Source organism: Pseudarthrobacter albicanus (genome assembly GCF_018224015.1).
Lineage (GTDB): Bacteria > Actinomycetota > Actinomycetes > Actinomycetales > Micrococcaceae > Arthrobacter > Arthrobacter albicanus.
Genome location: NZ_JAGPOT010000013.1, coordinates 1 through 25,293, shown reverse-complemented (window position 1 = coordinate 25,293; position 25,293 = coordinate 1). Strand labels below are relative to the sequence as shown.

Here is a 25,293-nt window from a genome sequence, read left to right as displayed (position 1 = left end):
CTATCCCGGCCGGCGGAGGGTGGCCGCCCGGGGAGGTGCGGACGGGAAACGAGTATAAATTCATGGGCTGGACAGAACCATCGAGTACACTGTGAAGATCATAAATTTCTAGGGCTTTGCCGACGTCGCCGTCTGCGTGGGCCTCAAGACCACGCCAGCCGAATTTATCTTGCACCTGGGGGAGGGACTGTCGATGACATCGCGCAGCCGTAAATCAAGGTCAGCACCTGCCGTAGTGGCGGCGTTGCTGCTCATTTTGGGCTTCACCGGTACAGGTGCCGCTTATGCCGAGGATCCGGTTGTTCCCGGTCCCGCAACAGCCAGTATTGTGCCCGTGCCCGTGCCCGTGCCCGTGCCCGTGCCCGTGCCCGTGCCCGTGACCCCGACAGACCCGGCCCCGGTTGTCAGCCCTGATCCCACTCCGGTGGTCAGCCCTGATCCCACTCCGGTGGTCAGCCCTGATCCCGCGCCGGTGACCCCGGCCGGGCCGGGCACCGCGGCGCCCACCCCGGAACCTGCGCCCGCTGTTGATCCGCTGCCCTCCGCCGACGCCTCCCCGCCGCAGGCCCCGGAGGCCCCGGCTCCGGCCGTCGTCACCCCGCCCGCCGTAGCGCCGGTGGTCCAGCCGCCCGCGGCTGAGCCTGCCAGCGTTGAAGAGACCAGCGCCGAGGCAACGGAGCCGGCCGCGCCAACGGCCAACCCTGAGCCCTCGCCACCGGCGCCCCAACCGGCTGCCCTGAAGCCTGTCGCACTTCCCGCAATCGTGCAGTCCCAGGTCCAGGCCGCGGTAGCCGTTGCCAGCGGCAGTCCGCTGATCGTTCAGGTGATGACGGTGCTCATCCTCCTGGGAATCGGCCTCGCCTATTTCCGTTTCCTGGGTTCGAAAAAAGTCAGCGCCGCGCGGTCAGGCAAGTCGTAACAAATATGCTAGATAAAGTCATTGCCGGACCTGCCACGGGTGGGTCCGGTCCGGATGCCGTGCGGATCTCGCTTTTGACCCACTCCTACTGGCCGGAGCAGAGTCCGCCCCAGCGGCGCTGGACCGCCATGATCAAGGAATTCTCCCGCTCGGGCTGGCACGTGGACGTCATCGCGCCGGTGGCGCATTACCCGTTCGGCCGGCGGGTCCTGCCGCGGTCGAAGGCTGGGCGCCCCTTCCAGACGCAAAAAGGGCAGTTCACGGAGCTCGTCCGCCGGGTCCCGTACCTGCGGCACGGCAACTCACGGGCTGGGCGCCTCATCGACCAATGCTTTTCGGCCCTGCTGTCCGTCCCGGTGGGACTGGCCGGGCCCCGTCCCGACGTCGTCATCGTCACCGCCCCCAGCCTTCCGTCCCTTGCCGCCGGTTACCTGCTGGCCAGGCTGCGGCGGGTGCCGCTGATCGTGGAAATGCGGGACGCCTGGCCTGACCTCGCCCGCGACGCCCGGATTATCCAGGGAAGCGTCAAGAGCGTGGTGGAACTCGTGGTGGACTTCGTACAGCAGAGGGCCGATCTTGTGGTCACGGTGACTGAAGGATTCGCTGAAACGCTGCGGGCACGCGGAGTCCGAAATGTTGCAACCATCAGCAACGGAGTCCATCTGGACGCCATCCCGGTCATGGACGCGCCGGATCTGGACAAGCCCATTTTTGAAGCTCTCTACCTGGGCAACCACGGCGAGAGCCAGCGGCTGGACGTGGCCATCCGGGCGAGCGCGCTGATGGGCGATTCGATGCACCTGCACATGGTGGGTCACGGGACCCAGCGGCCGGCGCTGGAGAAGCTCGCCCGCGAATTAAAGGCGCCGGTGACCTTCCACGCGCCTCTTCACGGCGCGGCAATGATGGAACGCTACGCGTCGGCGGACACCTGCCTGGTGTCCCTGCGCGATGACTGGAAATCCTTTGAGACCACCGTTCCGTCCAAGACCTATGAAGTGTTGGCCCTTGGGCGGCACGTTACCGCCATCGTGCGGGGCGAGGCGGCCCGGATTATCGCCGACGCCGGCGCCGGAAACATCGTGGCATGCGACCCCGAGGCGGTGGCAGCGCTGTGGCGTGAACTTGCCGCAGACCGGGGCCGCCTTGTCCGGAGCGGCGACGGCCGCCAGTGGGTCAAGACGCATGCCGAATATGAACACCTGGCCGGCCGCTACATGGAACTTATTTCCGACCTCCTCGCCGAAGCCCGTTCCTAGCAGATGATCCAGCTCCTCAAGAACGTCCGGCTCGCCGCGGGCGTCATCAGCCAGCACCTCACCGACGACCCGGTCCTGCTGTACCTCCAGACCACGCGGCGCCTGCCCGCCGTCGTCCGTCCACTTGGCCGCCTTGCGTGCGCTGTATTCCCTAAAAAGTCCGTGGCGGTTCCGGTGCTGCTTGCAGCGCTGGGAAACGGCGACGACGCCGATGTGAAGCGCCGGCTTGAGCTTGCCGTCCGCGGGGGCGCCAAGGGGGAGCAAGCCCGCCGGCTGGCTGATATCGCCCTGGCCGCCGGCCTGCCGGAGCTTTCGGACACCTTGTTGGCCGCGGCAGGCGGTGCTTCCGGTCTGAAGGCCGCGCAGGCGCGCAGGCTCTGGCATGAGGGGGACCTCACCGGAGCCGTCGCCGTCCTCGACGGCTCCGGCCCGGCAGGACGGCGGCAGCAGGCACGCCTTGCCGGTGAGGCGGCGGTCTACGCAGGTTTTGCCCCTTCGCTGGACCGGCAGCCGTTCACCCCGGTTCCCGGCCGGGTCCTGTATTTGCTGACCAATTCCCTTCCCCACACCGCCAGCGGCTACGCCCAGCGGTCCCACTCCATCATGGTGGCGCAGCAGGAAGCGGGGTGGGATGTCCTTGCCGTCACCCGGCTGGCCTACCCGGTGCAGGTGGGCAAGTTCCTGGCGCGGGCAAGCGACGTCGTGGATGGTGTCCGCTACCGCCGGCTCCTCCCGGTCAGGCTGGCCCCGGCGATGGATGCGCGCCTGCAGCAACAGGCCGAAGAGCTGCTCAGCGTGGCGCTGGAGTTCAAGCCAAGCGTCCTGCACACCACGACACACTTCGTCAACGGACTGGTTGTCCGCGCGGTGGCCGAGGCCTTGGGGATCCCCTGGGTCTATGAGGTCCGCGGACAGTTGGCGGACACCTGGGCAGCGACCCGGGGGCCGGGGGCCCGGGACAGCGAAAAGTACCGGCTGTTCCAGGACCGCGAAGCCGACGTCATGCGGGACGCCGACGTGGTGGTGACGCTGGGGCAGGCCATGAAAGCCAATATTGTCGCCGCGGGCATCCCCGAGGAGAAAGTCGTCATCGTGCCGAACGCGGTGGGCGGCGCCTTCCTCGAGGAGCCGGGCGATGCCGCCAGCGCCCGCCGCGAACTGGGGCTGCCCGAGGCGGGCCAGTACATCGGCACGGTCAGCAGCCTCGTGGCGTATGAAGGCCTGGATGACCTGGTGAAGGCCTTCGCCCTCCTGGCGCCGGAATTTCCGCAGCTGCGCCTGCTGATCGTCGGTGACGGTGTGTCCGGACCCGCCTTGCAGGAGCAGGTCCGGATTCTGGGACTTGCGGACAGGGCGGTGTTCACCGGGCGTGTCCCGCGGGAGCAGACGCCCCTCTACCACCAGGCGCTGGACGTGTTTGTGGTCCCGCGCAAGGACCTGGAGGTCACCCGTGCCGTGACGCCCCTCAAGCCGGTCGAGGCACTGGCGAGCGCGCGGCCAGTGGTTGGAAGTGACCTGCCCGCACTTCGGGAGATAATAGACGACGGCGGCAACGGGCTTCTGGCCCGTGCCGCGTCCCCAGACGAACTGGCACGCACGATCTCGGCGCTGCTCTCCAATGGGAGCCGCAGGGCATCGATGGGGCAAACTGGGCGGGCTGCAGTTCTCGCCGAGAGGACCTGGGCGGCCAACGCCAACGCCCTGGCCACCCGATACGCCGGGCTGCACCATGAACATGAGGAGAACCAGTAGTGTCCGCAGATAGTGCAATTGACCCGGAGCCGGTGGCCGTACGACCCCTCTCCGTGGATATGCGGCGGCTGACCCGTGTCGGTTCGCGGCCAAGTTTCCTGGACTATCTTGTCCAGCTCTGGGACTTCCGGCAGTTTATTTTTTACGATGCCCGTGCCCGCGTTCAAAGCGGTACGCGCCGGGACCGCCTCGGCAGCGCCTGGCTGATCCTGAACCCTATCTTCAATGGCTTGACCTATTACTTGATTTTCGGGCTGCTGCTGAAGACGAGCCGCGGCATCGAGAACTTCGTGGGATACCTTGTGGTGGGGATCTTCGTCTTCCAGTTCAGCTCCGGTGCCATCACCTCCGGCGCGCGCTCCATCCGCAGCAACAAGTCCGTGGTGCAGGCATTCAACTTCCCGCGCGCGGCGCTCCCGATCGGCGCGAACCTGCGTGAATTGCTGTCTGCTGTGCCGCTGCTCCTGGCGATGCTGCTGATCGTCGTCGTGTTGCCGCCGGCGGAAAAGATCACCTGGCTGTGGCTATTGATCGTTCCGGCCATACTTCTGCAGTCACTTTTCAACCTTGGAGTGGGTCTCATTCTTGCCCGCATTATCTCCCGGGTCCACGACGTCACGCATCTGCTTCCCTTTGCGACCAGGGCCTGGATGTACTGCTCCGCCATCTTCTACACCTATGACCGCTTCATCAACAATCCCGAGATGCTCACCGCCATCAAGCTCAACCCCTTGTTCAACGTGATCGACATCATCCGGGACTGTGTCCTTTATGCCAGGGTTCCCCAGTGGCAGTCCTGGGCCATTCTGGCTGCCTGGGCGCTGGGGGCGCTGGCCGTGGGCCTGGTCTATTTCTGGAAAGGGGAGGAGTCCTATGGACGCGGCTGAGCAGGAAATCTTCATCGAGGGGCATCCCTGCGTGGTTGTGGACAGCGTCCAGATGCGCTACCGCGTTCCGTCCACTGCGGCAGATGAGGTGGATGGTGAACAGGCCGGGCCCCGCTTTCTGCGCCGTGCCGTCAGGAAGCCCAACATGGTGACCGTCCACGCCCTGAACGAGCTCTCCCTGGTGGTTGAACGCGGCGAGTCAGTGGGGATCATCGGCCGGAACGGATCCGGCAAGAGCACCCTCATGAAGATCATCTGCGGCCAATCCAAGCCAACGGCGGGGGCCGTGTACGCCTCCAGTACGCCCATCATGCTCGGCGTTAATGCAGCCCTGGTCCAGGACCTTTCCGGCGATCAGAACGTGATCCTCGGGTGCCTTGCCATGGGGATGAGCAGGGCAGAAGTGGACGCGAAGTTCAGCAGCATCGTGGAACTTTCGGGACTTGAGAAGTCCATCCATCTGCCCATGAAGTCCTACTCCTCGGGCATGTCATCGCGCCTGCGTTTTGCGATCGCGGCCAGCGTTGACCCCGAGATCCTGTTGGTGGATGAGGCCCTCAATACCGGTGATGCGCAGTTTGCGGACCGCAGCAAGCTGCGCATGGCCGAACTGCGCGAACAGGCCGGCTGTGTCTTCCTCGTCAGCCACAGTCTGGACACCATCAAGGACATGTGCACGCGGGCGGTCTGGCTGGACAAGGGCGACCTCATCATGGATGGGGACCCGGATGGAGCCATCAGGGCCTATCAGGACTTCACCCGTCACCTTTCCAAGGGCAACAATATTTCAGCCACAAAGATTCTCGACGATGCCAAAGCCGGGCTGGTGGCCACCGAGGTCCGCGGACGGTCCTCACGCCGGAGCCGAGGCTGATGGCGGGTTTCCAGCAGCTCCGTACCGGGCTCTGGCATCTGCGGACCGGCGGACCGGCCCAGTTCAACACGTGGCGCTCACGCCGGCGGATCGAACAGGGCTTCGCCGCGCCCCGGAACGTCCAGGGAGTGGAGGCGGCATGGGCAGGCCGCGGACGTAAGCGGCGGCTCTCGCTCGTGCCGGCGAACCTGCCGCAGCAGCAGCCTTTCAGGCCGGACGTCCGCGCCGGGGTGATCCTTGATGACTTTTCCGCGCTGGCCTTCGGCTACGAATGGTCCACCACCCCGGTCCACCCGCACACCTGGCGCAGTGACCTGGAATCCGACGGCGTTGATCTCTTGTTTGTCGAGTCGGCCTGGTCCGGAAACGGCGGACTGTGGCGAGGAAAACTCGCAGGACCGCACGGCCCAAGTACGGAATTCCGCGAGCTGGTCCAATGGTGCCGGCAGCAGGGCATCCCCACGGTCTTCTGGAACAAAGAGGATCCGCCCCACTATGATGACTTCCTGCCCGCAGCACAGCTGTTCGATCAGGTCTTCACCTCCGATTCCGGCCGTATTGCGCAGTACCAAGTGGATCTCGGGCATCAGCGCGTCGCTGTGCTTCCCTTCGCGGCCCAGCCGGCGATCCATAACCCGGTGAGGCCGGGGCACGGCCGGCACAGCAGGGATATTGCCTTCGCCGGAATGTACTTTGCCCACAAGTATCCCGAGCGGCGCGCCCAGATGGACCTCGTGCTCGGTGGCGCCCTGGATGCGTCAGCCAGGATGAACACGGGGCTGGAGATCTTCTCGCGCCAGTTGGGCGGCAAGGCCGAGTACCAGTTCCCGGCGCCGCTGGACGCACGAGTGGTCGGCTCGCTGAGCTATCCGCAGGCGCTTTCCGCCTACAAGGCCTACAGGGTCTTCCTCAACGTCAACTCCGTCGTGGACTCGCCCAGCATGTGTGCCCGGCGCATCTTTGAAATCTCAGCCTCCGGAACACCTGTGGTGACAGCCCCGAGCCAGGCCATGGAACAGTTCTTCAGCCCGGAAGCGGTCCCCGTGGCCGCCACCCGCAAGGAAGCCGAGCACCTGACCCGGGCCCTGGTTTCCAACCCGGAGCTGAACGACCGCACGGCGCACCTGGCCCAACGCAGCATCTGGGCTGCCCACACCTATGCCCACCGGGCAGAGACGGTGCTGCAACACGCTGTGCCGGGAAGTGCCAGGGGCGTCACGCGGCCGTCAGTCTCGGTGCTGCTGCCCACCATCAGGCCGCAGAACCTGGAACGGGTCTTCCGCACACTGGCCGGACAGCGCGGCGTTGATCCCGAATTGGTGCTGCTCACTCACGGCTTCCGGCTCTCCACCGAACGGTTGGCTGAACTCTCCGAGGAGTTCGGGCTCCGGAACGTGGTGCTTCTGGAGGCAACGCGGGAGGTCTCGCTGGGGGAGTGCCTGAACAGATGCGCCGCCGCGGCCAGCGGGCAGGTCCTGACCAAGATGGACGACGACGACCACTACGGGCCGCACTACCTCAGTGACCAGCTTCATGCGCTGTCCTACTCAGGCGCCGACGTCGTGGGGAAGCAGGCGCACTATATGCACCTGGAGACCTCGAATGCCGCGATCCTGCGGTTCGCGGCCAGGGAGCACCGCTTTACCGACTTCGTGATGGGGCCGACCATCATGGCCCGCAGGGAGGTCTTCACCGCCCACCCGTTCCAGCACGTCGCGGTCGGTGAGGACACCGGATTTCTCCGGGCCGCCCATGCCGCGGGCCGGATCATCTACTCGGCTGACCGCTTCAACTACTTCCAGGTCCGCACCGTGGATGGGCACACCTGGCAGGTCGAGGATGCGGAACTGCTTGCCTCCGGCGAGCTCAAATTCTATGGAAAGTTATATGAACATGTTGACATCTAGCACTCTGGCGACGGAGGCCCCGATCAGGACGGTCGCCGTCGTCGGACTCGGCTACATCGGACTGCCCACGGCGGCCATCCTGGCCACCAACGGACTCGAGGTGATTGGCGTCGACGTCAATCCGAGCACCGTGGACGCCATCAACAACGGCGACGTGCCGTTTGTGGAACCGGACTTGAGCATCCACGTCGCGGGCGCGGTCAGCCAGGGCCGGCTGCGGGCTCAGCTCGAAACCCCCAGCGCGGATGCCTACATCGTGGCGGTGCCGACGCCGTTCAAGGCAGACAAGTCCGCGGATATGTCCTACATCGCCGCGGCGGCGCGCGCCATCGCCCCCACGTTGAGTGGCGGCGAACTGGTGATCCTGGAATCAACGTCGCCCCCCGGCAGCACGCGCAGGCTCGCCGAGCTGCTTCTGGGACTGCGCCCCGATCTCAGCCTCGATGGCCAGGACGGCAAGCCGGTGCTCCTGGTGGCACACTGCCCCGAGCGGGTGCTGCCTGGCCGGATCATGATTGAGCTGGTAACGAACGACCGCGTGGTGGGCGGCCTCACGTCCGAGGCTGCCGAGGCAGCCGCGGCGCTCTACGCGGTGTTCTGCCAGGGCGAGATCCACCTGACGGACGCTGCCACGGCGGAGATGTCGAAGCTCGTGGAGAACGCCTACCGCGATGTTAACATCGCGTTTGCGAATGAGCTCTCCCTCATCAGCGACAAGCTGGACATCGACGTCTGGGAACTCATCCGCCTGGCTAACCACCACCCCCGCGTCAACATCCTCCAGCCCGGTCCCGGAGTCGGCGGCCACTGCATCGCAGTGGACCCATGGTTCATCGTGGCGGCCGATCCCGAGAATTCCACCCTGATCCGGACCGCGCGGGAAGTCAACGACCGCAAGCCCGGCTACATCGTGGAACAGGTCCGGAAGGCCGTGGGCGACGTCAGCCGCCCGGTTATTGCCTGCCTTGGCCTGGCCTTCAAGGCCAATATCGACGACGTCCGCGAGTCGCCGGCGGTGGAGATCGTCCGGCGTGTGGCCACTCTGCACCCGGATGCCGAGATTCTCGTGGCGGCACCGCATAACGATCATCTGCCGCAGGAACTGGCCGCGATACCCAACATCCGCCTCGTCGAGACGGATAAAGCGGTTGAGGCTGCCGGCGTGGTGGTGTTGTTGGTCGATCACGACAAGTTCCGTGAGATTGAACCGGACGCCCTCCAGGGCAAACAGATTGTCGATACCCGCGGCTTCTGGCGCTGAAAAAATACATCGGAACTCGCACTCGACGGTGGCCTCAAAGGTTCACTGTGCAGAAAGGAAAATGGGGACTAGTTGAACTCTGAACCAACAGCCAGGCTGCTTCCGGCCGGCAGGCATTTTGCCGTGACCTGGAGCCTGCCGGCAGAATTCGCAGGACGAACGAACGCAATGCTGCATCGTTCACGCTCCTTCGCCTCCGAAGGGGGAGCGCCCGTTGACATCCTGACCTTCGACGACTTCCGGGACTACTCCGCTCTCCGCGGCGTCCTGGAAGAACGGGGCTTCCTCTCGGAGGGCACCCGCATCCTGAATCTCTGGGAAGACCTGCCGGCTATGGCTGCACTGGACGGGTCACCGTCAGCTCAGGCCGCTGCCACCGAGGCTGACGCCTTTGCTGCGTACTCTCCCTTGTCCACCCAGAATGCCCCGGACCTCGTCGAACTGGAGGGCCCGCACAAGCGTCTGGCCCGCTACGCGGACGATGGGAAGACGCTGTTGCAGGTCGATCATTTTCGCGCGGACGGATCGCTCCTCTTGTCTGACCGGCACGACGCGAAGCAACTGGGGGTACACGGAGGCCGGTCACTGACGCTTTGTGATTCCGCGGGTCTTCCCCTGCAGGATTGGGGATCCGCATGGGGCTTGTATCGCTCCTGGCTGGACTATGTCGTGGCAGGGGAACAAGCGTACTTCGTGGTGGACAATAAGAATACTGCTCGCTTCATGGCGAGTTATCAGCGAGACACGGCCGTTGTGTTTTACCAGGTCCATGAAAGCCATCTGGAAGACGCCACCGCGGGTTTCGCTTCAGAAATGACCGCGTCTGCTCAGGAAGTTTTCCCGCGGCTGGACAACTTCGACGGCGTTGTCTTCCTCACTGAGCAGCAGGCGACTGACGTGCGCAAAAGGCAATCTGACGTTGGACGCACTTACGTCATCCCGAACGGAAGGTCCCTTGAATCTGCACCAGAATCCATGGGCACGCGAAAAGCGCGGGCAGGAATGCAGGCAGCGACTCTCAGTCACCGAAAGCGCGTTGACCACTCCGTCCGGGCCATTCACCTCGCGAATTCCCTCCTCCCGGCTCCTGTCGGGCTAAGCGTTTTCGGTGACGGATCCCAGCGCGCCCAGTTGGAGAAGCTGATCGTCGACCTGCAGGAACGCGACAACGTTCAGCTAATGGGTCACGTCACGAACGCTCAGTCTCATTTCAAGGAAGCGTCGTTTTCGTTGCTGACCAGCACCTCGGAGGCCTTGCCTCTGGTCATTGTGGAGAGCATGGCGGCGGGCTGTATCCCTATCGCTTACGACCTGCCGTACGGCCCCGCGTCCGTCATCACTCACGGTGTTGATGGATTCCTCGTGGAGTACGGCAACGTCGAGGAGCTCGCCCGCTGCATCGCCGCTTTTGTCGACATGCCGCCGCTCCAAATGGAACAGATGCGCAGCGCCGCGCGGCGGAGGGCTGACGACTTCTCCGATAAGAAGGTTGTGCAGCAGTGGGTTGAGGCCATGAAGCATGCGGCCGAGCGCAAACGGGCCAGGAAAACGGATCACACCGTCGAGATTGAAGACTCATCGTGTTTGTACGGGTCCGGCGGAGACCTGGAGGTCCGGGCCACGTTGAAGCTGCGGCTGCAGCAGCCGACATGGCAGGAGGACATCCCGGGGTTTTATGGCAGGCTGCGGATCAGGCCGGGTGAAGCGTTCTTCCGGGCTGCGGCCGGGAACATTACCCGGGATTCATCAGGTACGTATTCCGTCGGATTCGCATTCGAGCCGGATATCCTTGCCGCCATAGGAAGCCGCACAGTGGACGTTTACCTTGAAACCCGGCTAGGTGGGGCAACTGCCGTGACTCGGATGCCATTGGCGGACGCCAAGGCTGCTCCGCGCCCGTATGCCACGGCGCACGGCAACATGAGCATCAGCTTCGCCTAACCTGATACTTGAACAACCACAGATACGAGCCAGAAATGCCTTCAGCAAATAACGAAACCCAGTCGCCGATAGAGATGCCGGCGGGTTACCATTGCGCCGTCACGTGGGGGATACCCGTAGACTTCGGCGGGATGACCAGCGCTCTTCTTCGGCGTTCGCGGGCATTTGTCCGCGAAGCCGGAGTACCCGTGGACATTCTCACTTTCGAGTATGACAACACCCTCGATGATGTGCGCTGTGAGATGCAGGTTGCCGGCGAACTGGTTCCGGGTATGCGCCTGCGGAACCTTTGGGAAGAACTTGCCGCCCTGCCGGACCAAGGGCTGTCCGTGGCCCGCGCAGACAAGAACCTTACGGGAACTTTTGCTCCAGTCTCCGACGAAGAACCTCATACCCAGGAACTTTCGGAAGGGTCCCTGGGGCGCAAAATACGCGTCGATGCGGCCGCGGATAAAACACTCCAGGTGGACTATTTCCGTGCCGACGGGAGTCTGTTCGTCTCGGATCAGCGTGACGTCAACGAACCTGGCACAGAGGGCGGGCGGCTTATCACCCTGTGCGACCACAACGGGGAACCCGTAGCAGCCTGGAACAGGATGTGGCCGCTGTATCTTTTCTGGCTGGACACAGTTGTGGGCAACCGGGAAACATTCATGATTGTGGACAGTAAGTCCACCGCCAATTTTATTACGCGTTTCCGCCGGGACAATGTAGTGACCCTGCACCTGGTTCACAATTCGCACATGGCATCCGGCCAAGTTCCCCCGCACGGGGAGCTGAGTTCAGTGCGCCGTTATGTCTTCGAACGGCTCAATACGTACGACGGGATCGTGCTGCTGACCAAGCGCCAGAAAGACGACGTTGATTTGGCCTTCGGGAACCCTGGCAACACGTTCGTTGTGCCCAACAGCACCGAGCTCCCGGAAAGCCTGCCAACGTCAGCCGGGCGTTCCCAGACCCACGGGGTGATGCTGGCAAGTCTGACAAGCCGCAAGCGGGTGGACCACGCCATTAGGGGAATCGGCAAGGCAAACACCCTGGCAGGCGGGCCGTTTGACCTGACCATTTATGGACAAGGTCCGGTCCGGGAACAAATGGCGGCCTTGATTTCCAAGCTGGGATTGAATGACAGCGTCCACCTCGGCGGCTTCGACAGCGAGCCGAGGGCGCGGCTCTCGGAGGCCTCCTTCGTGCTCCTGACGAGTCGAATGGAGGGTCTTCCGCTGGTGCTCCTGGAGGCGATGAGCGTCGGTTGTATTCCGATTGCTTATGACATGCCTTACGGACCTGCCGACATTATCGTTGACGGCGTCAATGGTTATTTGGTCGAGGCCGGGGACATCGAAGGCCTGGCCGGGCGGATCGCCCGGCAGGGCTCGCTTTCAACTGACGAGCTGGCGTCCATGCGGCAGGCCGCCAGGGAAACTGCCGAGCGCTTTGACGACCACTCAGTGACATCCCAGTGGGCCACCGTAATGTCGATGGCCGTGGACCGCAAGCTCGACCAGATGGCGGGTTCAGTCCCGCGATAGTCTCACGAGCCAGGAACCGCAGAGGACCCGTGGTCCTGTTGGGCTGGCATGGATTCTTCTGAAATCCGGCCGCTAACAGAACCGCGGGTCCTCAATTCATGTCCGAGGTGACCGACTCCTAGGGGAGCTGGACCGTTGCCTTGACCATGTTGTGATCAGAGGGAATGGTACCGATGAAGTTCCCACTGGAATCAACATCTACCACCGTGCGCCATTCAACCACGCGCATTTTCGAAGTGAAGATGTAGTCCATGTAGGTCCCGTTGCCCCAGGCGTTGCGGGCGTTGGCCAGACGGTGGAAAGCGTTGAAGCTGTCATAGTTTGCCGCAACCGTCTTCTCGGCTGTAGCCGTCCCGCTGGGCTGATCGGTGGCGTACGTGTTGCCGAGCGGATCAACGTAACCGGCCGCAGTCAGGACGTCATAGGGTGCATTGGTCGGCGCCGTCCATTTATGCGAGTTCAGGTCTCCCACCATGAGCACGGGGAGATTCTGCGGATTTCGTTTCTTGATTTCTGCAGTGATGGCCTGCGTCTGTTTCGTGCGCAAGGACTGGTAGTCGGTTCCGCTGCCGAGTTGCAAATGTGCGTCGCCGACGAAGAATTGCTTGTTTGTCGACTTTTGGACGAAGATGCCCCAGGCCAGGTAGCGGGGGTTGTCTGTTGCTTGGATTACCGGCAGCGCCAGGGATCCTTGGCTGACCAAGGAGACGTTGGTGGCGTTGTAGAAAAGCTTGGTGCCTTGCGAGGCGCCCTTGTCGGCATAGACGCAAGCGGTGGGTGTCGTGTCCTTCACGCAGTTGTTTCGTTTTGAATTGGTCAGCTGGTAATTTGCACCGGCCGCCTGCAGCCGCTCTTGGAGGTCCTCAAACTGGGAGACGCCGCCGGGCCGGGAGTCATCCTTAAGCCAGCCCTGGGAGGCTTCCTGCATTCCGATCACATCCGGCATCTGGGCTTTAATGTTACTGACCACGGCTGACCGGCGGCCGGACCACGTCAGCTCGTTCGCGGCCGCCGCGAAGCAGTTGGCACACTTCACGTTGTAGCTTGCAACCGTCAGTGGATTGACTACCGGGGCAATAACCAGTGCAGTCTTCGTCGTGGTTGTTATGACGGCTGAATAGGGGCTTAAGCTCGTGGTTCCATCTGCAGAGATGACTCTGACCCGTACGTAATAGGTGGTGTTGCTTTTCAGTCCCCGTATCTCGGTGGACGTTGTTGTATACCGGTTGTATGTCGAGTCCGAAAAGTCAGACTTGGTGGAATATTGGACGCGATATCTCGGCGCGCCGCTAACGGCGTTCCACGAAATGAAGACCGACGTGCTTGTTTGAGCGGGTGATTTGAGACCGGACGGGGCGGGAGTCGCCGCAAACGCTCCCGGGGCGCCGGACAGAAGGAGAAGTATTGCCGTGATCAGAACGGAAAGCGGGCGAAGACGAAATGTCGAGCCACGACTGTTTTTTGGCATGCGAGACCTTATCAGTGGGACTTTGGGCACCTGAAGGGCGGCATAGAGCGCGACTAAAAGGTGCGATTAGCGACAGAAGTTGCCGGCGGACACCATAGTGTCGCACGAGTGAATCAATATGTACACCGCGCAAGGGACATTCTGTGATTTAGGTCTCGTGATTACGGCAGTCAGGCGGTCTTTGCGCATCCAGTGACTAATTCAGACCTGCTCCGGGCCCGCAGTCCGCGCCCTGCATGCCTAACGGATTCGCTCTACGTGCCGATAGTTAGGGATAGAACTCGCACCCACGGAATCGATGCGTCGGATGATTCCATATCGAAAGCACGGTCCCGAAATGGCGAACATCTGGCAACGATCGGCCGCCGGCAGGAAATACCTTATTGCGGTGATTGCCTCCACCCTTGTGCTGTTGATGGCGGGGACTTCGGCTCACGCACTGTCACCGGGCCTCGCCACCGAGGCGACGCCCGCGTTTGCGGTGCCTGTGGGGGTGAAGTCCACGGGGCAGACGGATACCTCGGTGAGTTTGTCATGGGTGAAGTCGGCGAATGTGCCGCGGTACCGGGTGCAGGCGTACAGCAAGGCGGATATGAGTGACTCGCTGTATTTCCGGTTCACTGATTCCGTGGCGGTGATCCGGAACCTGGTCAAGAGCACGACGTATCAGTTCCGGGTCCGGGGGATTGCAGATGACGGGACGACATTGACGGGTTATTCGGCTCCGGTTTCGGCGACGACGGCGGCAGCGCCCGCGTTTGCGGTGCCCAGCGGTCTGAAGGCGACCCCCACAAGCCACAGCTCCGCGAACGTCTCCTGGAACCCTGTCGCAAACGCCGTGGGCTACCGGGTACAGACTTTCAGCAAGGCGGACATGAGCGATTCGGGCTTCACCCGTTTCACCGCCTCTTCCGGCACCATCAACGGACTCAAGCCCGAAACAACGTATTTTGCCCGGGTGCGCGTAATCGACGCTGCGGGCGTGAACCTGACGGCGTATTCGCCAACGGTGACGTTCACTACGCCGGTTGACCCCTATCCCACTCCCGCGGGGTTTAGTGCAACAGCCACGCACCGGACAGTGAACCTGAAGTGGAACGCGGTGCCCAACGCTCCGGGGTACAGGACTCTGGACATAGCGTTTTAATTGTTGGCTGACGTTTCGCGGTTTTTGACCTCGAATCGCAGGATCCGGTCTGTGCCGGGGTACCGGGTTTCGGTGGTGGTGAGGTGGGCGCAGAGTGCGGCGATCGCGGCGGTGGCCCGGCGGGTGGGGAGCGGGTCGAGGCGGATGGTGAGGTAGCCGTCCTGGCTGGGGTCGATGTCCCCGCTGCCGGTGAGGGCCTGGCGGACCAGCGCGTGGGCCTCATCGTCGGCTCGGGCGTAGCCGGTGTTGATGCGGACCTCCCTCGCCAGTGTTGACGCGGTGTTGAACGCGGCCATCCGGATCGCATGCGTGAGCAGTTTCGTTTCGGTGTCCAGGACCTGCTGTCCCGGGGCAATGTCGCCCAGCGGCAGCCGGGCCGGGATTCCCTGGTGCGCGGCCTGGGCCTGTTGGAGGGCTGTTTCGGCGGCGAACAGGTCCGCGGTGATCGCGTTGTGCCCGGCGTTGGTGATCAGGACCGTGGCCATTCCCGGCGCCGGGGTCCGGGCGGCCAGCAACGCCGCATCGGTGTCGGCCAGGACCTTCTCGTAGTGGGTTTTGGCGGCGAGGACTTCCTGGTAGGCCTTGCGTTTGGCCGGGTTCGGCACCGACCGTTCCGGATCGTCATCGGTGCTGGCATAGGCGTCGTGGGAATCCAGCGCGAAACGTATCCGGGCGTAGCGGAAGTAGTTCTCCTGCCGCCATCTGGCCGCCATCCGGTAGATGACCTCCCCGGCCGGCATGCCGGTGTCGGTGGTGAGGATGTGGATCTGCCGTGACCCGCCTCCGGGGACCTTGACCTGGCGGCTGAGCTGGCGCATCGCGAACACTTCCCCGGTCGTCCCGATGGGGACCTCAACGTTGGTGTCGGCCGCATTCCAGGACCGGGTTTCACCGTGCCCGTCCGTGTGGGCGACCTCGGTGAACAGGGAATTTTCGATGTCGTCCGTGGTGCCCTTGCGCCAGGTCAGCACGTCAAAGCCCTTCCCGGCCATGTGTTGGAACAGGGCCGGGGACCAACCTCCCCGGTCAAAACCGACCAGCACCCTCCGGTCATCGCCGATGATGGCCCGCAGGGTGGGAAGCAGCCGGCGCAGTTCCCCGGTCAGGGCCGCCCCGGGCTCGGCCATGACCACCAGCACCGGGGCCCCGGCAGCGTCGGCGACCCAGGTCTCCTCGGTCGCCGGGACCGGGAACTTCAACCTCGTGGAGTGGACCTTGCCGATCTTCCTGGTCCCCTGGTAGGCGCGCACGTGCCCGTCAACGTAGAGCACCGCGGCCAGATCCCCACCCTCGTCAGCGCTGCCGTGGAGGTGCCAGGTTGCCATCGCGGTGAGCAGGTCCCCGGCCTTGCCGGTCGCGGCCAGGGCAGCGGTTTTGCGGCGGAGCGTTTTCACTTCCGGCGCCCGGTCCAGGCCCAGCACCCTGCCCATCGATACCGGGTCGATCCGGGTGGTCCCCTCGGCCCGCGGTTCCCCGGCCAGGGCTTGGAACACGGCGCCGGTGAGGATCGTGTCCAGACCGTAAAACCCGTTCGGCAGCGCCCCGAAGACGTCCTTCGAACACTCCAGTAATCCCGTTGCCTGAAGGGCGGGCAGGGCCAGGAACAGTCCGGCCAGCGGCACCCGGGCCGCCGGGGCGAACACCGGCGCCGCGCACTCGATCAGTCCGGTCCGGGCAGCAGCCCGCTCCCCGGAACGGTCCACAGGCTCAGGCAGCACCGGCAACCCGGCTGCTGGTTCCGCTTCCGCACATGTGGCGCGCGCATCCTGCTTCACCGGTTCCGGACCGGTTGACACCGGCATGGCCAGTGTCCGTCGCACACTGAATTCGGAGACACCCACCTTTGCCCCGATCGCCCGCAGCGACAGTCCGGTGGCCCGCAAGGCACAGATTTCGGACTTCTTCGGTTCCGTCAGCCGGCTGGGCCCCTTCGGGCCGGGCTTTTCCGGGGCCAGGCCCAGCACCCCTTCCGCGGCCAGGAACTGACGCCAGCGCCACAAAGTGATCGCCTCAACGCCGAACGCGGCAGCGATCTCCGCCACCGAAGCGGCTTTGATGTCCGCCAGTTTCGCCGCCGCGAACCGTCGGGTCGCGACATCCCCGTCGTCCCAGGCATAGGAGAGTTCCCCGTGAACGAACACACGTCCGCCCTTGGCATCCTCCAGCAGTGACGCCGCGAGACCTATCGGCACCGCTCCGGCATCCATTGCTTTGGGAAGAGGCAGTTGGGCAGTCATCACGCTCATCATCCCACCCCTCCCAAGCCGACCAATCTATTACTTAGATTTTATCGCACTCGGGGCGAAATTAACAGCCATCGCATGGAGCAAAAGACCGGAATCGTGCGGAAACCGTTCAAGCGGAATCACCCTATGTCTAGAGTCCTGGGGTATCGAGTGGCGTTTTCCAGCCGCCCGGACATGTCGAAGCCAACCTTGCGTCGCTACGCCGGCATGAGGGCGGCCGAAACGCGGGGGCTGAACCCCTCAACCACGTATTACTTCCGGGTTCGGGCCATCGACGGCGCCGGGGTGTCACTCAGCGCCTACACTCCGGTCCTGGCCATCAAGACCCAGCCGCTGCCGCCGGCTCCGGCGCCTCTGGTATCCCCGCTCACCGTGGCGAGCTTCAACGTCATGTGCGCCAACTGCGTCGCGGAGGATGACGAGAATCCGAATGCGCTTTCCTGGGCCGGGCGGCGCGGAGCTGTAGTCAGCACCATCAAGTCGCGAATGCCCGATATTCTCGGTGTCCAGGAAGCCTCTCAGGGCTGGCTCGATGAGCCGGGGCATGCCGGAGGGCTCTCACAGTTCGAGGACCTGCTGCAGAGGCTGAAATCTGCGGGCGCTCAATATGAACTCACCAACACGCAACGGAACAACTGCGTAAACTCCACGACGCCGGATGGCTGCGTTTTCCAGGATCGGGGGGCCTCGCAGGGAACGCGGATCTTCTACAACCCCGCTGCTGTACAAGTCATCCGGTCGGGTTCCAGCGCCCTGCCAGCGAGCAGCGTCCCGGAAAACCGGCGCTATTTCGCCTGGGCCGTTGTGAAGCAGAAATCCACAGGCAAAACCTTCTTCTTCGGTGACACGCACTTGTCCTCCAGCAAGGCCGCCGGCTTCTACGAGCTGCGAAAGAGGCAGGCGGAGGCCATCGTCTCGGTAATTAAGACGCAAAACAGGGCCGGCCTGCCCGTTGTTGTCACCGGCGACTTGAACTCCAGCAAATGGCTGAAACCGTCAAACGCCCCCTACGACGTCCTCACGGCAGCAGGACTCGTGGATCCCCTCGGTAACGACTACCTGCAGGAATTCCCGAGTATGGGCGCAACGGCAGAGAAGCGGATCAACACCCACCTGAACAGCTGGAACGGCCTGGGGACCGTCCCGAGGGCCAACGCCAATCCGGCCGCCAACGGAACCTACATCGATTACATTTTTACGTCCAAGATGCGGGTTGGGGAGTGGGAAACTGTCGCCAGCCTGGACGCCAAGGGCAACTACGCTGGCGTATTTCCTTCCGATCACAACATGGTTGTGGCGAAGGTGGGCCTGCCTTAACTGCATCATGGTGGACGCAACGGCCCCTCTGAAGGCCTCGACTTCGCGTAGTTGCGGGCTTGAATCTCTCACGTGACGTTCGTGGTTCCTGATGAAATCCCCTGCCCGGTGAATGATCAGACCGATGTTTGGGCGCCTCTGGGCATAATGCGGGCAGGTGCTAAATGGCCGTGTTCTTCGCCTCCACTCTCGCCGTCTTTGCGTGACGCGATCAAGCGCGCCGGGCTCAAGCACCGACCCCATGACCTGCGGACGGCCCTTGCAATTGAGATGCAGGAAGCGGGGTCAGCGACTTCGTAGTGAAGCGCTGCATACGGCACTCGAAAATGGACACCACTACGATCTATCTGAAGTTCCGGCCCGAGAGCATCCGGCAGGGCTTCGACCAGCTGCCCGCCATCACGTTGCCCGAGAGATCGGGCAGCCGCCAGCTACCAGCCGCGGCCTGAGAACGAAGTGCTGGCCGACAACAGCTGATTCCCCCGGACAAAGCGGAGTCGTTCCGGAGCTACATCGATTGCGTCGGCTGGTCCGTTCCCGGTTCTGGTAGCTTCTTGCGCGGCGGAGTGTCCGTTGTTGGCGGCTGATCAACCTTAGTCTCCTGCTTTTGGACCTGTTCAATGATCCTGTAATCGTCCTCCGGCGACAGCTGCTGGTGGCCGGACATGAACATATTGATGACGGTCAGGAGTACGGCGATCCATTGCGCAACCCCTGCTCCCTTGGGCCCGATAGCGGCGTCGATCATGGAGACTAGGGCGGGAGCCTGATTCTCAACAGTCTTCCGCAGCTTTGCCGCCACATTCGCCGGATCGGCATCTGCCCGAATCGCCTGGTACCCCCCACATCAATGCCGACTGGAGTCGAAGCATCTGGGCTGGCGTAGGCGATAGAATCGCCGTGACCTTGCCCGATGCATCCGAACGGTAGTGGCCGGCGATCATCGCGGCGTCAGCCCCGCACTTCGGGCACTCGACACGGTTATTGATGAACGTAATGGCGGAGCGCCGTCCCAGGCTCACGATCCCGGACACAAGGAACGGGCCATGCTTCGGACAGTTTGCAACTAAGTGAGTCTTGCAGAAGGATACGGACGCGGCCGAACATCAAAGCCGAAAGGAAGCCCGGGGGCCGCTTGCCCCACTGGATGTGCCGCAGATTCTCCGGCAGCGCCGGTACCCCTCGATATGCCATTCGGAATCCGTGACGCGGCGGACGTTTGCCGGCGGGGATCCAAGCCCAGTGAACGTGCCTGTCGTCATCGAGCCAGGACACCAGAATGCGGGACGGATTCCACCGGTCGGCGTGCGCGTAGAAATCGATAGCCTCTCCGCTCGCCAGCGGTAGGCTGGCTACCACCTTCGGGCGTCTCCCGTGCTCCCATGACCTGGCGTCCTCCGGGTTGTGCCCGGGGTTAGGCTTCACGAGGTCGTATGTCGCGCCGCCGAGGGTAAAGGATGTCATGCGGAAAATGGTAGCGGTGGTGGGGCCTTAGAATCGTTTGTTATGGATGAGTAGACTAAGACAAAGCCCAAGACCGCCTCGGAAGCAATCGCCCCGTAAGCGCGCTTGAAAGCGTTTATGTCCAGGAGGTGCTGGCAGCGAAAATGGACAAGGTCGGTAGCGTCTTCACGTCTGACCTCCATGAAGCGATTGCCGAGGCGAGACTCTGCGCGTTGTAAGATTGCGAGTCACACATCAACCAGGGGAGAGTCTTGACCAGCCAGCTTGAAACCATGTTAACGCCCTTCGCGGCCATCTCTGACCACCTCGCGGAGCAGAACAAGCTGCTCGCGGATGTAGCGTCCCAGCTGAAAACTCAGACAGAGCTGGCAACCAAGACACATTGGGAAGCTAACAAGACGCGCCTCACGGTGGAGAGCTTGAAGACCATTCTCGGAGCCCCGCTCCTCAGCCAAGTCCGTGCGGCGATCATCCCCAAGCAGTTGGGGTTCATGGAGACGCTGGATCTGATCCGGGATGAGGAGTTGAGCTTCGCGCGCTTCGGCGACGGGGAGTTCAGGATGATGACCCGGCTCGACTTCAACGTGTCGTTCCAGAAGAACTCTGCTCGCCTTCAGCAGGGTTTGAAGGAAGCCATTAAAGGTGAAGGCGCTCCTAAGCTCTTGGTCGGTATGCCTAACGTCTTCGTTGATCTTCACTGGACGACGGTTTACCACGAGGTCTGGGATCAGGTTGAGCCAATGCTGGATGCCACCGAGCGTTTCGGCAACAGTCACGTGTCCCGGCCCCTCATGTTCCAGGCGTTCGGTCAGGAGGCCGTCGAGGGCTGGAAGTCTTTGTGGGCTGGCAAAAATGTTGCCATCGTGACGGGGCACGGATCCCGGTTCGATTTGGAGCCGGCTTTGTTCGACAGTGTCGCTTCAACGCGCTTCGAATATTCCATGCCGCGGGATGCCTTTAATGACATAGAAGACCTTAGCCGGCGCCTCGCGGATGGTAAGGACGACCTGGTTCTCATCTCCCTGGGACCGGCAGGTACGGTCTTGGCTCACCGGTTGGCGCAGCTCGGCAAACGCGCCTTGGACATTGGACACCTGAGCAGCAGCTACAACAACGTGATTAACGGTGGTGCTTTCCCAGAGCACACACCTATCGCACGAAGCTGAGCGGGGGGACGACGCGCAGATGACCAAAAGGCCCTTACCCTACGCGGGGTGAGGGCATTTTTCTGCTATGACCGGGGCCGCGTCGCGACGTGGGGTGCGGCAGAGATGAAACGCGCGGGCGTCGGCCTCGGTCCAAGCAAAACCTCGCGCCGTCATCGTATCCGCCCCCGCAATCGCCTGCTGTATGCTTGGCGGATGCTTTCAGAACCTCAGAATCCCCACGTTTACGTTGCCATGTTCGGTGGTATGCCCGAGCATCCGACAGGGCTGGGAATGTCCGTCCTCCGCCGGGCCGAAGCGCTAGCCAAGGCGTCGGTCTCCACCGAGATTCTGATAGACAAGTTCTACTGCGACTATGACCGGCACACTTCGCGGCTCATGGACCGCCTTGAGGACCTCATCACGTTCCGCAGCCTTCACCACGACTTGGCCGGGCAATCCGTCTACCCCGCCGACGTCGAGTACACCGCCCCCCTCGGGACTGGCGAGGCGTGGGATTACGTGCAGGACAACAAGAACGCCGAGGTCCAGCGCGGCTACGAGGGCGGGGAATACAAACACTTCGTCTGGTGGCGCGGGCAGAAGGTTAACTTCATCGACCACATGCGGGGTCGCACACGGCTCCGGCGGGAATGGCATGACGAGGCGGGCGCGGTGTGCAAAGTCGAGATGATGAATGCCGACAACAAGACCGAGGTCATCCGCTACATCCGCCGCGATGGGACCTGTTATATGGAGGAGATCGTGGACCCCGGCTCCGGGCGGGTCCGGGGGTATCGTGGTCAACCGCCAAGGCGACGCGAGCCTGTTCTTCCAAGACTCCGTAGATCTCTTCGCGTACTGGATGCAAGAGTTCGTGCTAGTGGGCGACGCCATCCCTGTCATCATCTCCGAGTACGGAACGAGGCGTAGGGCCCTTGAACGGTTGCAGCGGGAGAACGGTGCCCGGGTGATCTACACGGTGCATAACAACCACTTGGCTGAGCCTCACAAGTACGGCAGCGGGACCAGGCCGGACATGCGGGACCTCATCGAGCACATCCCCACGTTCGACGCTGTCGTTGTCCTGACTGAGGAGCAGCGGCAGGACCTTTGGGGCCCTCCTGACTCTTCCGTGGGTTAGTTTCGGCCGGGGAGCACCGGTTTGTGACCTCCGAGGCTGAGCATTGCGAGGGCGATGAGTGCTTCGGGTGATTTGAAGCCGAAGGCGATGCGGGTGATGAGTCTGATCTTGGTGTTCATCGATTCGACGCGTCCGTTGGAGAGTCCGTGTTCGATGGCGGCGAGGATCGCGGCGCGGTGGTTGACGATGCTGCGTTGGAGCTTCACGAACGCGGGGATCCGGCACCGGCGCGCCCAGGCAACCCATTTATCGAGGGCTTCGGCGGCTTCGTGGTGGGGTAGTTTGAAAATGACCCGGAGACCTTCCTTGAGGTAGTAGGCCCGGCCGAGGGCGGGGTCGGTCTGCACGATCCAGGCGAGCTTGACCTGCTGCTTCTCGGTCAGGTTCTCCGGGTTCTTCCAGAGCGCGTAGCGGGAGTTCTTCAGACCGGCTGCGCGGGCACTGTCCGGGCGGGCCGGCGCGTCTTTCGCGGGCCGGCCGCGGCCGCGCCTGGCCTCGGTGGTCCGGGCTGCCTTCCGGGCGTCGTTCCACGCGCCCCGGCGCACCTCGTCGAGGGCTTCGGTGGCCCATTTGACGACATGGAACGGGTCGGCGCAGCGGACCGCATTCGGGCACCGCCGGGCCACGACAACGGCGATCCACGCGGCCCCGTCGGCGGAAACATGGGAGATCCGGGCGCAGCGTTCTGCCCCGAGGGCGTCGAAGAACGTGCCCAGGGTGGCCTTGTCCTGGCCCGGCGCCGCCCAGACCAGCCGGCCGCTGTCGTGGTCGACGACGACGGTCAGATACTTGTGGCCGCGCTTGTAGGAGATCTCGTCAATACCGATCCGCCTCAGGCCGGCGAACTGGTCGTGGACCTTGCTGGTATCGTCCCAGACCCGGGTGATGATCGCCCCGACAGTGCGCCAGGCGATACGCATCAGCTCCGTGATGGCGGTCTTGGACGTTTGCGTGGCCAGCCAGGCGACCTGCGCGTCGAAATGGCGGGTGTGGCCGGCCTGATGCCGGGCCCAGGGCACGGCGGCCACGGTCACGCCGTGGACCCGGCAGGACACCCTCGGGGCGTAGGCTTCCAACTCGACCCGGATCGCCCCGGCGTCCAGTGCCCGCCAGCGCCGTCGCCCCTGGCCCTGGTCGTATTTCGGGCAACGGCGGAGGCAGATCCCGCACCGGTTGCGCATCGAGCCTGTCGGCCTGACCGAGGCGACCAGAACCCCGGATTCATCGTCAAATTCGATGGCCTCGACGACCGTTTTCTCGACACCGAGCATTGTTCGCCATAGTCTTGCATTTCGCACGCCGTTTTCCCGTCTGAAAGTTTCTGTTCCTTGAACAGTCAGAAACCTAGACAGGAAGCGGCGTGTGGTCGTTAAGGCGCTCCGGAAACGCCCACGGAAGAGTCAGGAGAGCCACCTTTGGAAGCAATTCGGCTACCAGGAATCCATCCACGTCATCCCGCACCACATGGCGCCCGCGACAGGGGTGGGCCCGCGCGACCCAAAGAAGGTTGTCATGGTCAGCCGCTTCGATCACGTCAAGGGGCAAATTCCTGTACTGTCGGCGTTCAAGGAAGTCCTGAAGATTGTGCCTGATGCGCAGCTGGAGCTGTACGGGCGTGGCGCCGACGAGCGGAAGATCCGGGACGAGATCGACAGGCTGGGGCTGGGCGATTCGGTGAATATTCCCGGCTTCACTGCGGACGCGTCTCAAGTTTTCTCTGAAGCCGCCGTGTCCATCGTCGCATCCACCTACGAGGGCTTCTGCCTCTCCATGGGGGAGAGCATGGCCGCCGGTTGCGTGCCCGTCTCCTATGGCTTCAAGTACGGGCCGCAGGACCTCATCCGACCCGGGATTGACGCGATGCTCGTGGAACCAGGGAACGTCAAAGACCTCGCCGACTCGATCTCGTTCCTGCTTCTGAACGAGGAGCACCGCGAGCGCATGTCGCAGGCAAGCACTACGATTGTGGATCGAATCTCGGAAGCAAGGCTCATTGACGAGTGGCGGAAAATCCTCGGCTACTAACGAAAAGAGAAGCCCCGCACACCGGTCAAGGTGCGCGGGGCTTCTTCGTGCCTTAGCCGCAATACCGTTCAGTTAAGGGTTGCTGAGGTATTCTGAATATTGGCCTTCAGGGGGTCCAGAGGTGGTGCGGGTGAGCGCCGTGGTCGGAATCCCGATTGGCGTGGGTGAGCGCCAGTGTCGGTGTGGGTGAGCGCCATCTGTAAGGCTCCTTCCACCACGTGAGGGCCACGTGGCGGAAGGATTACCGGCAATGGTACGGAAGATCAAGGCGAAACTGGTTTTGCGGTTTCGCAATCAAGGCCTATCGGGCAGGGCTATCTCGTCTGCTCAGGGCATGTCTCGGCACAGCGTTCAGGCGGTGATCGAGGCTGCTGATCGGGCAGGGCTCGGCTGGGATGACGTTGCTGATTTGTCTGATGGTGAGGTTTATCTGGCGCTATTTCCCGGCCGCGGGGTGCGCGAGAGCGTGTTTATGCAGCCGGACTGGGGCCAGGTGCACCGGGAGCTGGCCAGGGTTGGGGTGACGTTGAAGCTGCTGCACCAGGAGTATGTCGACGCATCCAGTCGGGCGGGGCAAGCGGCGATGAGTTATGACCGGTTCTGCAGGCTTTATGGCGATCACGCGATGGTCACTGGCGCCTCGTCCCGGGTCGGCCACAAGGCCGGCCGCAGCATCGAGGTCGACTGGTCCGGGCCGACGATGCAGCTGGTCGATCCGGCAACGGGAGAGGTCTCGAAGGTGTATTTGTTCGTCGCGTGTCTGCCGTTCAGCAGGTATGCGTTCGTGGAGGCGTGCCTGGATATGCGGCAGGATTCGTGGCTGCGCGCGCATGCGGAGATGTTCGCGTTCTTCGGCGGCACGGTCCCGCGGCTCGTGCCCGACAATCTCAAGACCGGGGTGATCTCTCATCCGCGCGAGGGCGAGGTCGTGCTCAACGACGCGTATCGGGAGATGGCGGCGCATTATTCAGCGGCGGTACTACCGGGCCGAGTGAGGCACCCGAA

The 25,293-nt window shown here is 63.2% G+C and carries 21 protein-coding genes; 17 read left to right on the top strand and 4 right to left on the bottom strand.

Annotated elements, in window-relative coordinates:
• Positions 1–334: 334 nt before the first annotated feature.
• The 9 genes from J9611_RS04640 to J9611_RS22460 all read left to right on the top strand — a co-directional run bounded on the left by J9611_RS04640 (position 335) and on the right by J9611_RS22460 (position 12,332).
• Positions 335–919, top strand: coding sequence for a hypothetical protein (locus tag J9611_RS04640; RefSeq protein ID WP_211878137.1), 585 nt, complete (start codon positions 335–337; stop codon positions 917–919).
• 74 nt (positions 920–993) lie between these two features.
• The gene (locus tag J9611_RS04635; protein WP_246527379.1) at positions 994–2,178 is read left to right on the top strand and encodes a glycosyltransferase family 4 protein; all 1,185 of its coding nucleotides are present in this window, start codon (positions 994–996) and stop codon (positions 2,176–2,178) included.
• Between the two features lie 3 nt (positions 2,179–2,181).
• Complete coding sequence (locus J9611_RS04630) at positions 2,182–3,930, top strand: glycosyltransferase family 4 protein (protein ID WP_211878133.1); 1,749 nt, start codon at positions 2,182–2,184, stop codon at positions 3,928–3,930.
• A gap of 59 nt (positions 3,931–3,989) precedes the next feature.
• Positions 3,990–4,817 (top strand): ABC transporter permease, encoded by an 828-nt coding sequence (locus tag J9611_RS04625; protein WP_211878131.1) that lies wholly within the window; start codon positions 3,990–3,992, stop codon positions 4,815–4,817.
• Positions 4,804–5,691 (top strand): ABC transporter ATP-binding protein, encoded by an 888-nt coding sequence (locus tag J9611_RS04620; protein WP_211878129.1) that lies wholly within the window; start codon positions 4,804–4,806, stop codon positions 5,689–5,691. Before J9611_RS04625 ends, J9611_RS04620 begins: the two co-directional genes overlap by 14 nt.
• On the top strand, positions 5,691–7,598 hold the full coding sequence (locus J9611_RS04615; protein ID WP_211878127.1) for a glycosyltransferase family protein: 1,908 nt from the start codon (positions 5,691–5,693) through the stop codon (positions 7,596–7,598). The genes J9611_RS04620 and J9611_RS04615 overlap by 1 nt, the downstream gene beginning before the upstream one ends.
• A complete protein-coding gene (gene wecC / locus J9611_RS04610; RefSeq protein WP_211878125.1) occupies positions 7,585–8,859 on the top strand; it encodes a UDP-N-acetyl-D-mannosamine dehydrogenase in 1,275 nt (424 codons plus the stop codon). Before J9611_RS04615 ends, wecC begins: the two co-directional genes overlap by 14 nt.
• Before the next feature lie 72 nt (positions 8,860–8,931).
• A complete protein-coding gene (locus J9611_RS04605; RefSeq protein ID WP_211878123.1) occupies positions 8,932–10,800 on the top strand; it encodes a glycosyltransferase in 1,869 nt (622 codons plus the stop codon).
• A gap of 188 nt (positions 10,801–10,988) precedes the next feature.
• Positions 10,989–12,332, top strand: coding sequence for a glycosyltransferase (locus J9611_RS22460; protein WP_211878121.1), 1,344 nt, complete (start codon positions 10,989–10,991; stop codon positions 12,330–12,332).
• Between the two features lie 118 nt (positions 12,333–12,450).
• Here J9611_RS22460 and J9611_RS04595 read toward each other — a convergent pair whose 3' ends face one another.
• Positions 12,451–13,800, bottom strand: a complete 1,350-nt coding sequence (locus J9611_RS04595; protein ID WP_211878119.1) for an endonuclease/exonuclease/phosphatase family protein — start codon at positions 13,798–13,800, stop codon at positions 12,451–12,453.
• 337 nt (positions 13,801–14,137) lie between these two features.
• On the opposite strand from J9611_RS04595, the gene J9611_RS04590 reads away from it, so the two are divergent.
• Positions 14,138–14,947 (top strand): fibronectin type III domain-containing protein, encoded by an 810-nt coding sequence (locus J9611_RS04590; RefSeq protein WP_211878117.1) that lies wholly within the window; start codon positions 14,138–14,140, stop codon positions 14,945–14,947.
• Here J9611_RS04590 and J9611_RS04585 read toward each other — a convergent pair.
• Positions 14,944–17,184: a helix-turn-helix domain-containing protein gene (locus tag J9611_RS04585; protein WP_211878115.1), complete on the bottom strand. Its 2,241-nt coding sequence runs from the start codon at positions 17,182–17,184 to the stop codon at positions 14,944–14,946. The two genes, J9611_RS04590 and J9611_RS04585, sit on opposite strands and share 4 nt — an antisense overlap.
• Between J9611_RS04585 and J9611_RS04580 the strand changes: the two genes are divergently transcribed.
• Positions 17,173–18,510 (top strand): endonuclease/exonuclease/phosphatase family protein, encoded by a 1,338-nt coding sequence (locus J9611_RS04580; protein WP_211878113.1) that lies wholly within the window; start codon positions 17,173–17,175, stop codon positions 18,508–18,510. The genes J9611_RS04585 and J9611_RS04580 overlap by 12 nt on opposite strands.
• Positions 18,511–18,836: 326 nt before the next feature.
• Positions 18,837–18,959 carry a hypothetical protein gene (locus J9611_RS22275; RefSeq protein ID WP_281414523.1) on the top strand — a complete coding sequence of 41 codons (123 nt, stop codon included), beginning with the start codon at positions 18,837–18,839 and terminating at the stop codon, positions 18,957–18,959.
• A 59-nt stretch (positions 18,960–19,018) separates the two neighbouring features.
• On the opposite strand, the gene J9611_RS04575 is transcribed toward J9611_RS22275, so the two are convergent.
• Positions 19,019–19,258 (bottom strand): hypothetical protein, encoded by a 240-nt coding sequence (locus tag J9611_RS04575; protein ID WP_211878111.1) that lies wholly within the window; start codon positions 19,256–19,258, stop codon positions 19,019–19,021.
• Positions 19,259–20,225: 967 nt separating this feature from the next.
• Here J9611_RS04575 and J9611_RS04570 point away from each other — a divergent pair.
• The 3 genes from J9611_RS04570 (at position 20,226) to J9611_RS04560 (ending at position 22,263) form a co-directional block, all read left to right on the top strand.
• The gene (locus tag J9611_RS04570; RefSeq protein WP_211878109.1) at positions 20,226–21,140 is read left to right on the top strand and encodes a GT-D fold domain-containing glycosyltransferase; all 915 of its coding nucleotides are present in this window, start codon (positions 20,226–20,228) and stop codon (positions 21,138–21,140) included.
• Positions 21,141–21,335: 195 nt separating this feature from the next.
• Positions 21,336–22,052, top strand: coding sequence for a hypothetical protein (locus J9611_RS04565; RefSeq protein WP_211878107.1), 717 nt, complete (start codon positions 21,336–21,338; stop codon positions 22,050–22,052).
• A 64-nt stretch (positions 22,053–22,116) separates the two neighbouring features.
• Positions 22,117–22,263: a hypothetical protein gene (locus J9611_RS04560; protein ID WP_211878105.1), complete on the top strand. Its 147-nt coding sequence runs from the start codon at positions 22,117–22,119 to the stop codon at positions 22,261–22,263.
• Here the strand turns inward: J9611_RS04560 and J9611_RS04555 are convergent.
• Entirely contained in the window at positions 22,260–23,561 is a 1,302-nt protein-coding gene (locus J9611_RS04555) for an ISL3 family transposase (protein ID WP_211878103.1), read from the bottom strand. The two genes, J9611_RS04560 and J9611_RS04555, sit on opposite strands and share 4 nt — an antisense overlap.
• 64 nt (positions 23,562–23,625) lie before the next feature.
• On the opposite strand from J9611_RS04555, the gene J9611_RS04550 reads away from it, so the two are divergent.
• Together J9611_RS04550 and istA are read left to right on the top strand one after the other, a co-directional pair.
• Entirely contained in the window at positions 23,626–24,288 is a 663-nt protein-coding gene (locus J9611_RS04550) for a glycosyltransferase (RefSeq protein ID WP_372447761.1), read from the top strand.
• Positions 24,289–24,538: 250 nt separating this feature from the next.
• Positions 24,539–25,293: IS21 family transposase (gene istA / locus J9611_RS04545; protein ID WP_211878099.1), on the top strand; the 755-nt coding region annotated here is incomplete at its 3' end.

Coding starts and splice junctions, on each gene's coding strand:
- J9611_RS04630 (WP_211878133.1), top strand. CDS start 2,182: ATGATCCAGCTCCTCAAGAACGTCCGGCTCGCCGCGGGCGTCATCAGC.
- J9611_RS04625 (WP_211878131.1), top strand. CDS start 3,990: ATGCGGCGGCTGACCCGTGTCGGTTCGCGGCCAAGTTTCCTGGACTAT.
- J9611_RS04620 (WP_211878129.1), top strand. CDS start 4,804: ATGGACGCGGCTGAGCAGGAAATCTTCATCGAGGGGCATCCCTGCGTG.
- J9611_RS04615 (WP_211878127.1), top strand. CDS start 5,691: ATGGCGGGTTTCCAGCAGCTCCGTACCGGGCTCTGGCATCTGCGGACC.
- wecC (WP_211878125.1), top strand. CDS start 7,585: ATGTTGACATCTAGCACTCTGGCGACGGAGGCCCCGATCAGGACGGTC.
- J9611_RS04595 (WP_211878119.1), bottom strand. CDS start 13,800: ATGCCAAAAAACAGTCGTGGCTCGACATTTCGTCTTCGCCCGCTTTCC.
- J9611_RS04590 (WP_211878117.1), top strand. CDS start 14,138: ATGGCGAACATCTGGCAACGATCGGCCGCCGGCAGGAAATACCTTATT.
- J9611_RS04585 (WP_211878115.1), bottom strand. CDS start 17,184: ATGACTGCCCAACTGCCTCTTCCCAAAGCAATGGATGCCGGAGCGGTG.
- J9611_RS22275 (WP_281414523.1), top strand. CDS start 18,837: ATGGACACCACTACGATCTATCTGAAGTTCCGGCCCGAGAGCATCCGG.
- J9611_RS04575 (WP_211878111.1), bottom strand. CDS start 19,258: ATGATCGACGCCGCTATCGGGCCCAAGGGAGCAGGGGTTGCGCAATGG.
- J9611_RS04565 (WP_211878107.1), top strand. CDS start 21,336: ATGCTTTCAGAACCTCAGAATCCCCACGTTTACGTTGCCATGTTCGGT.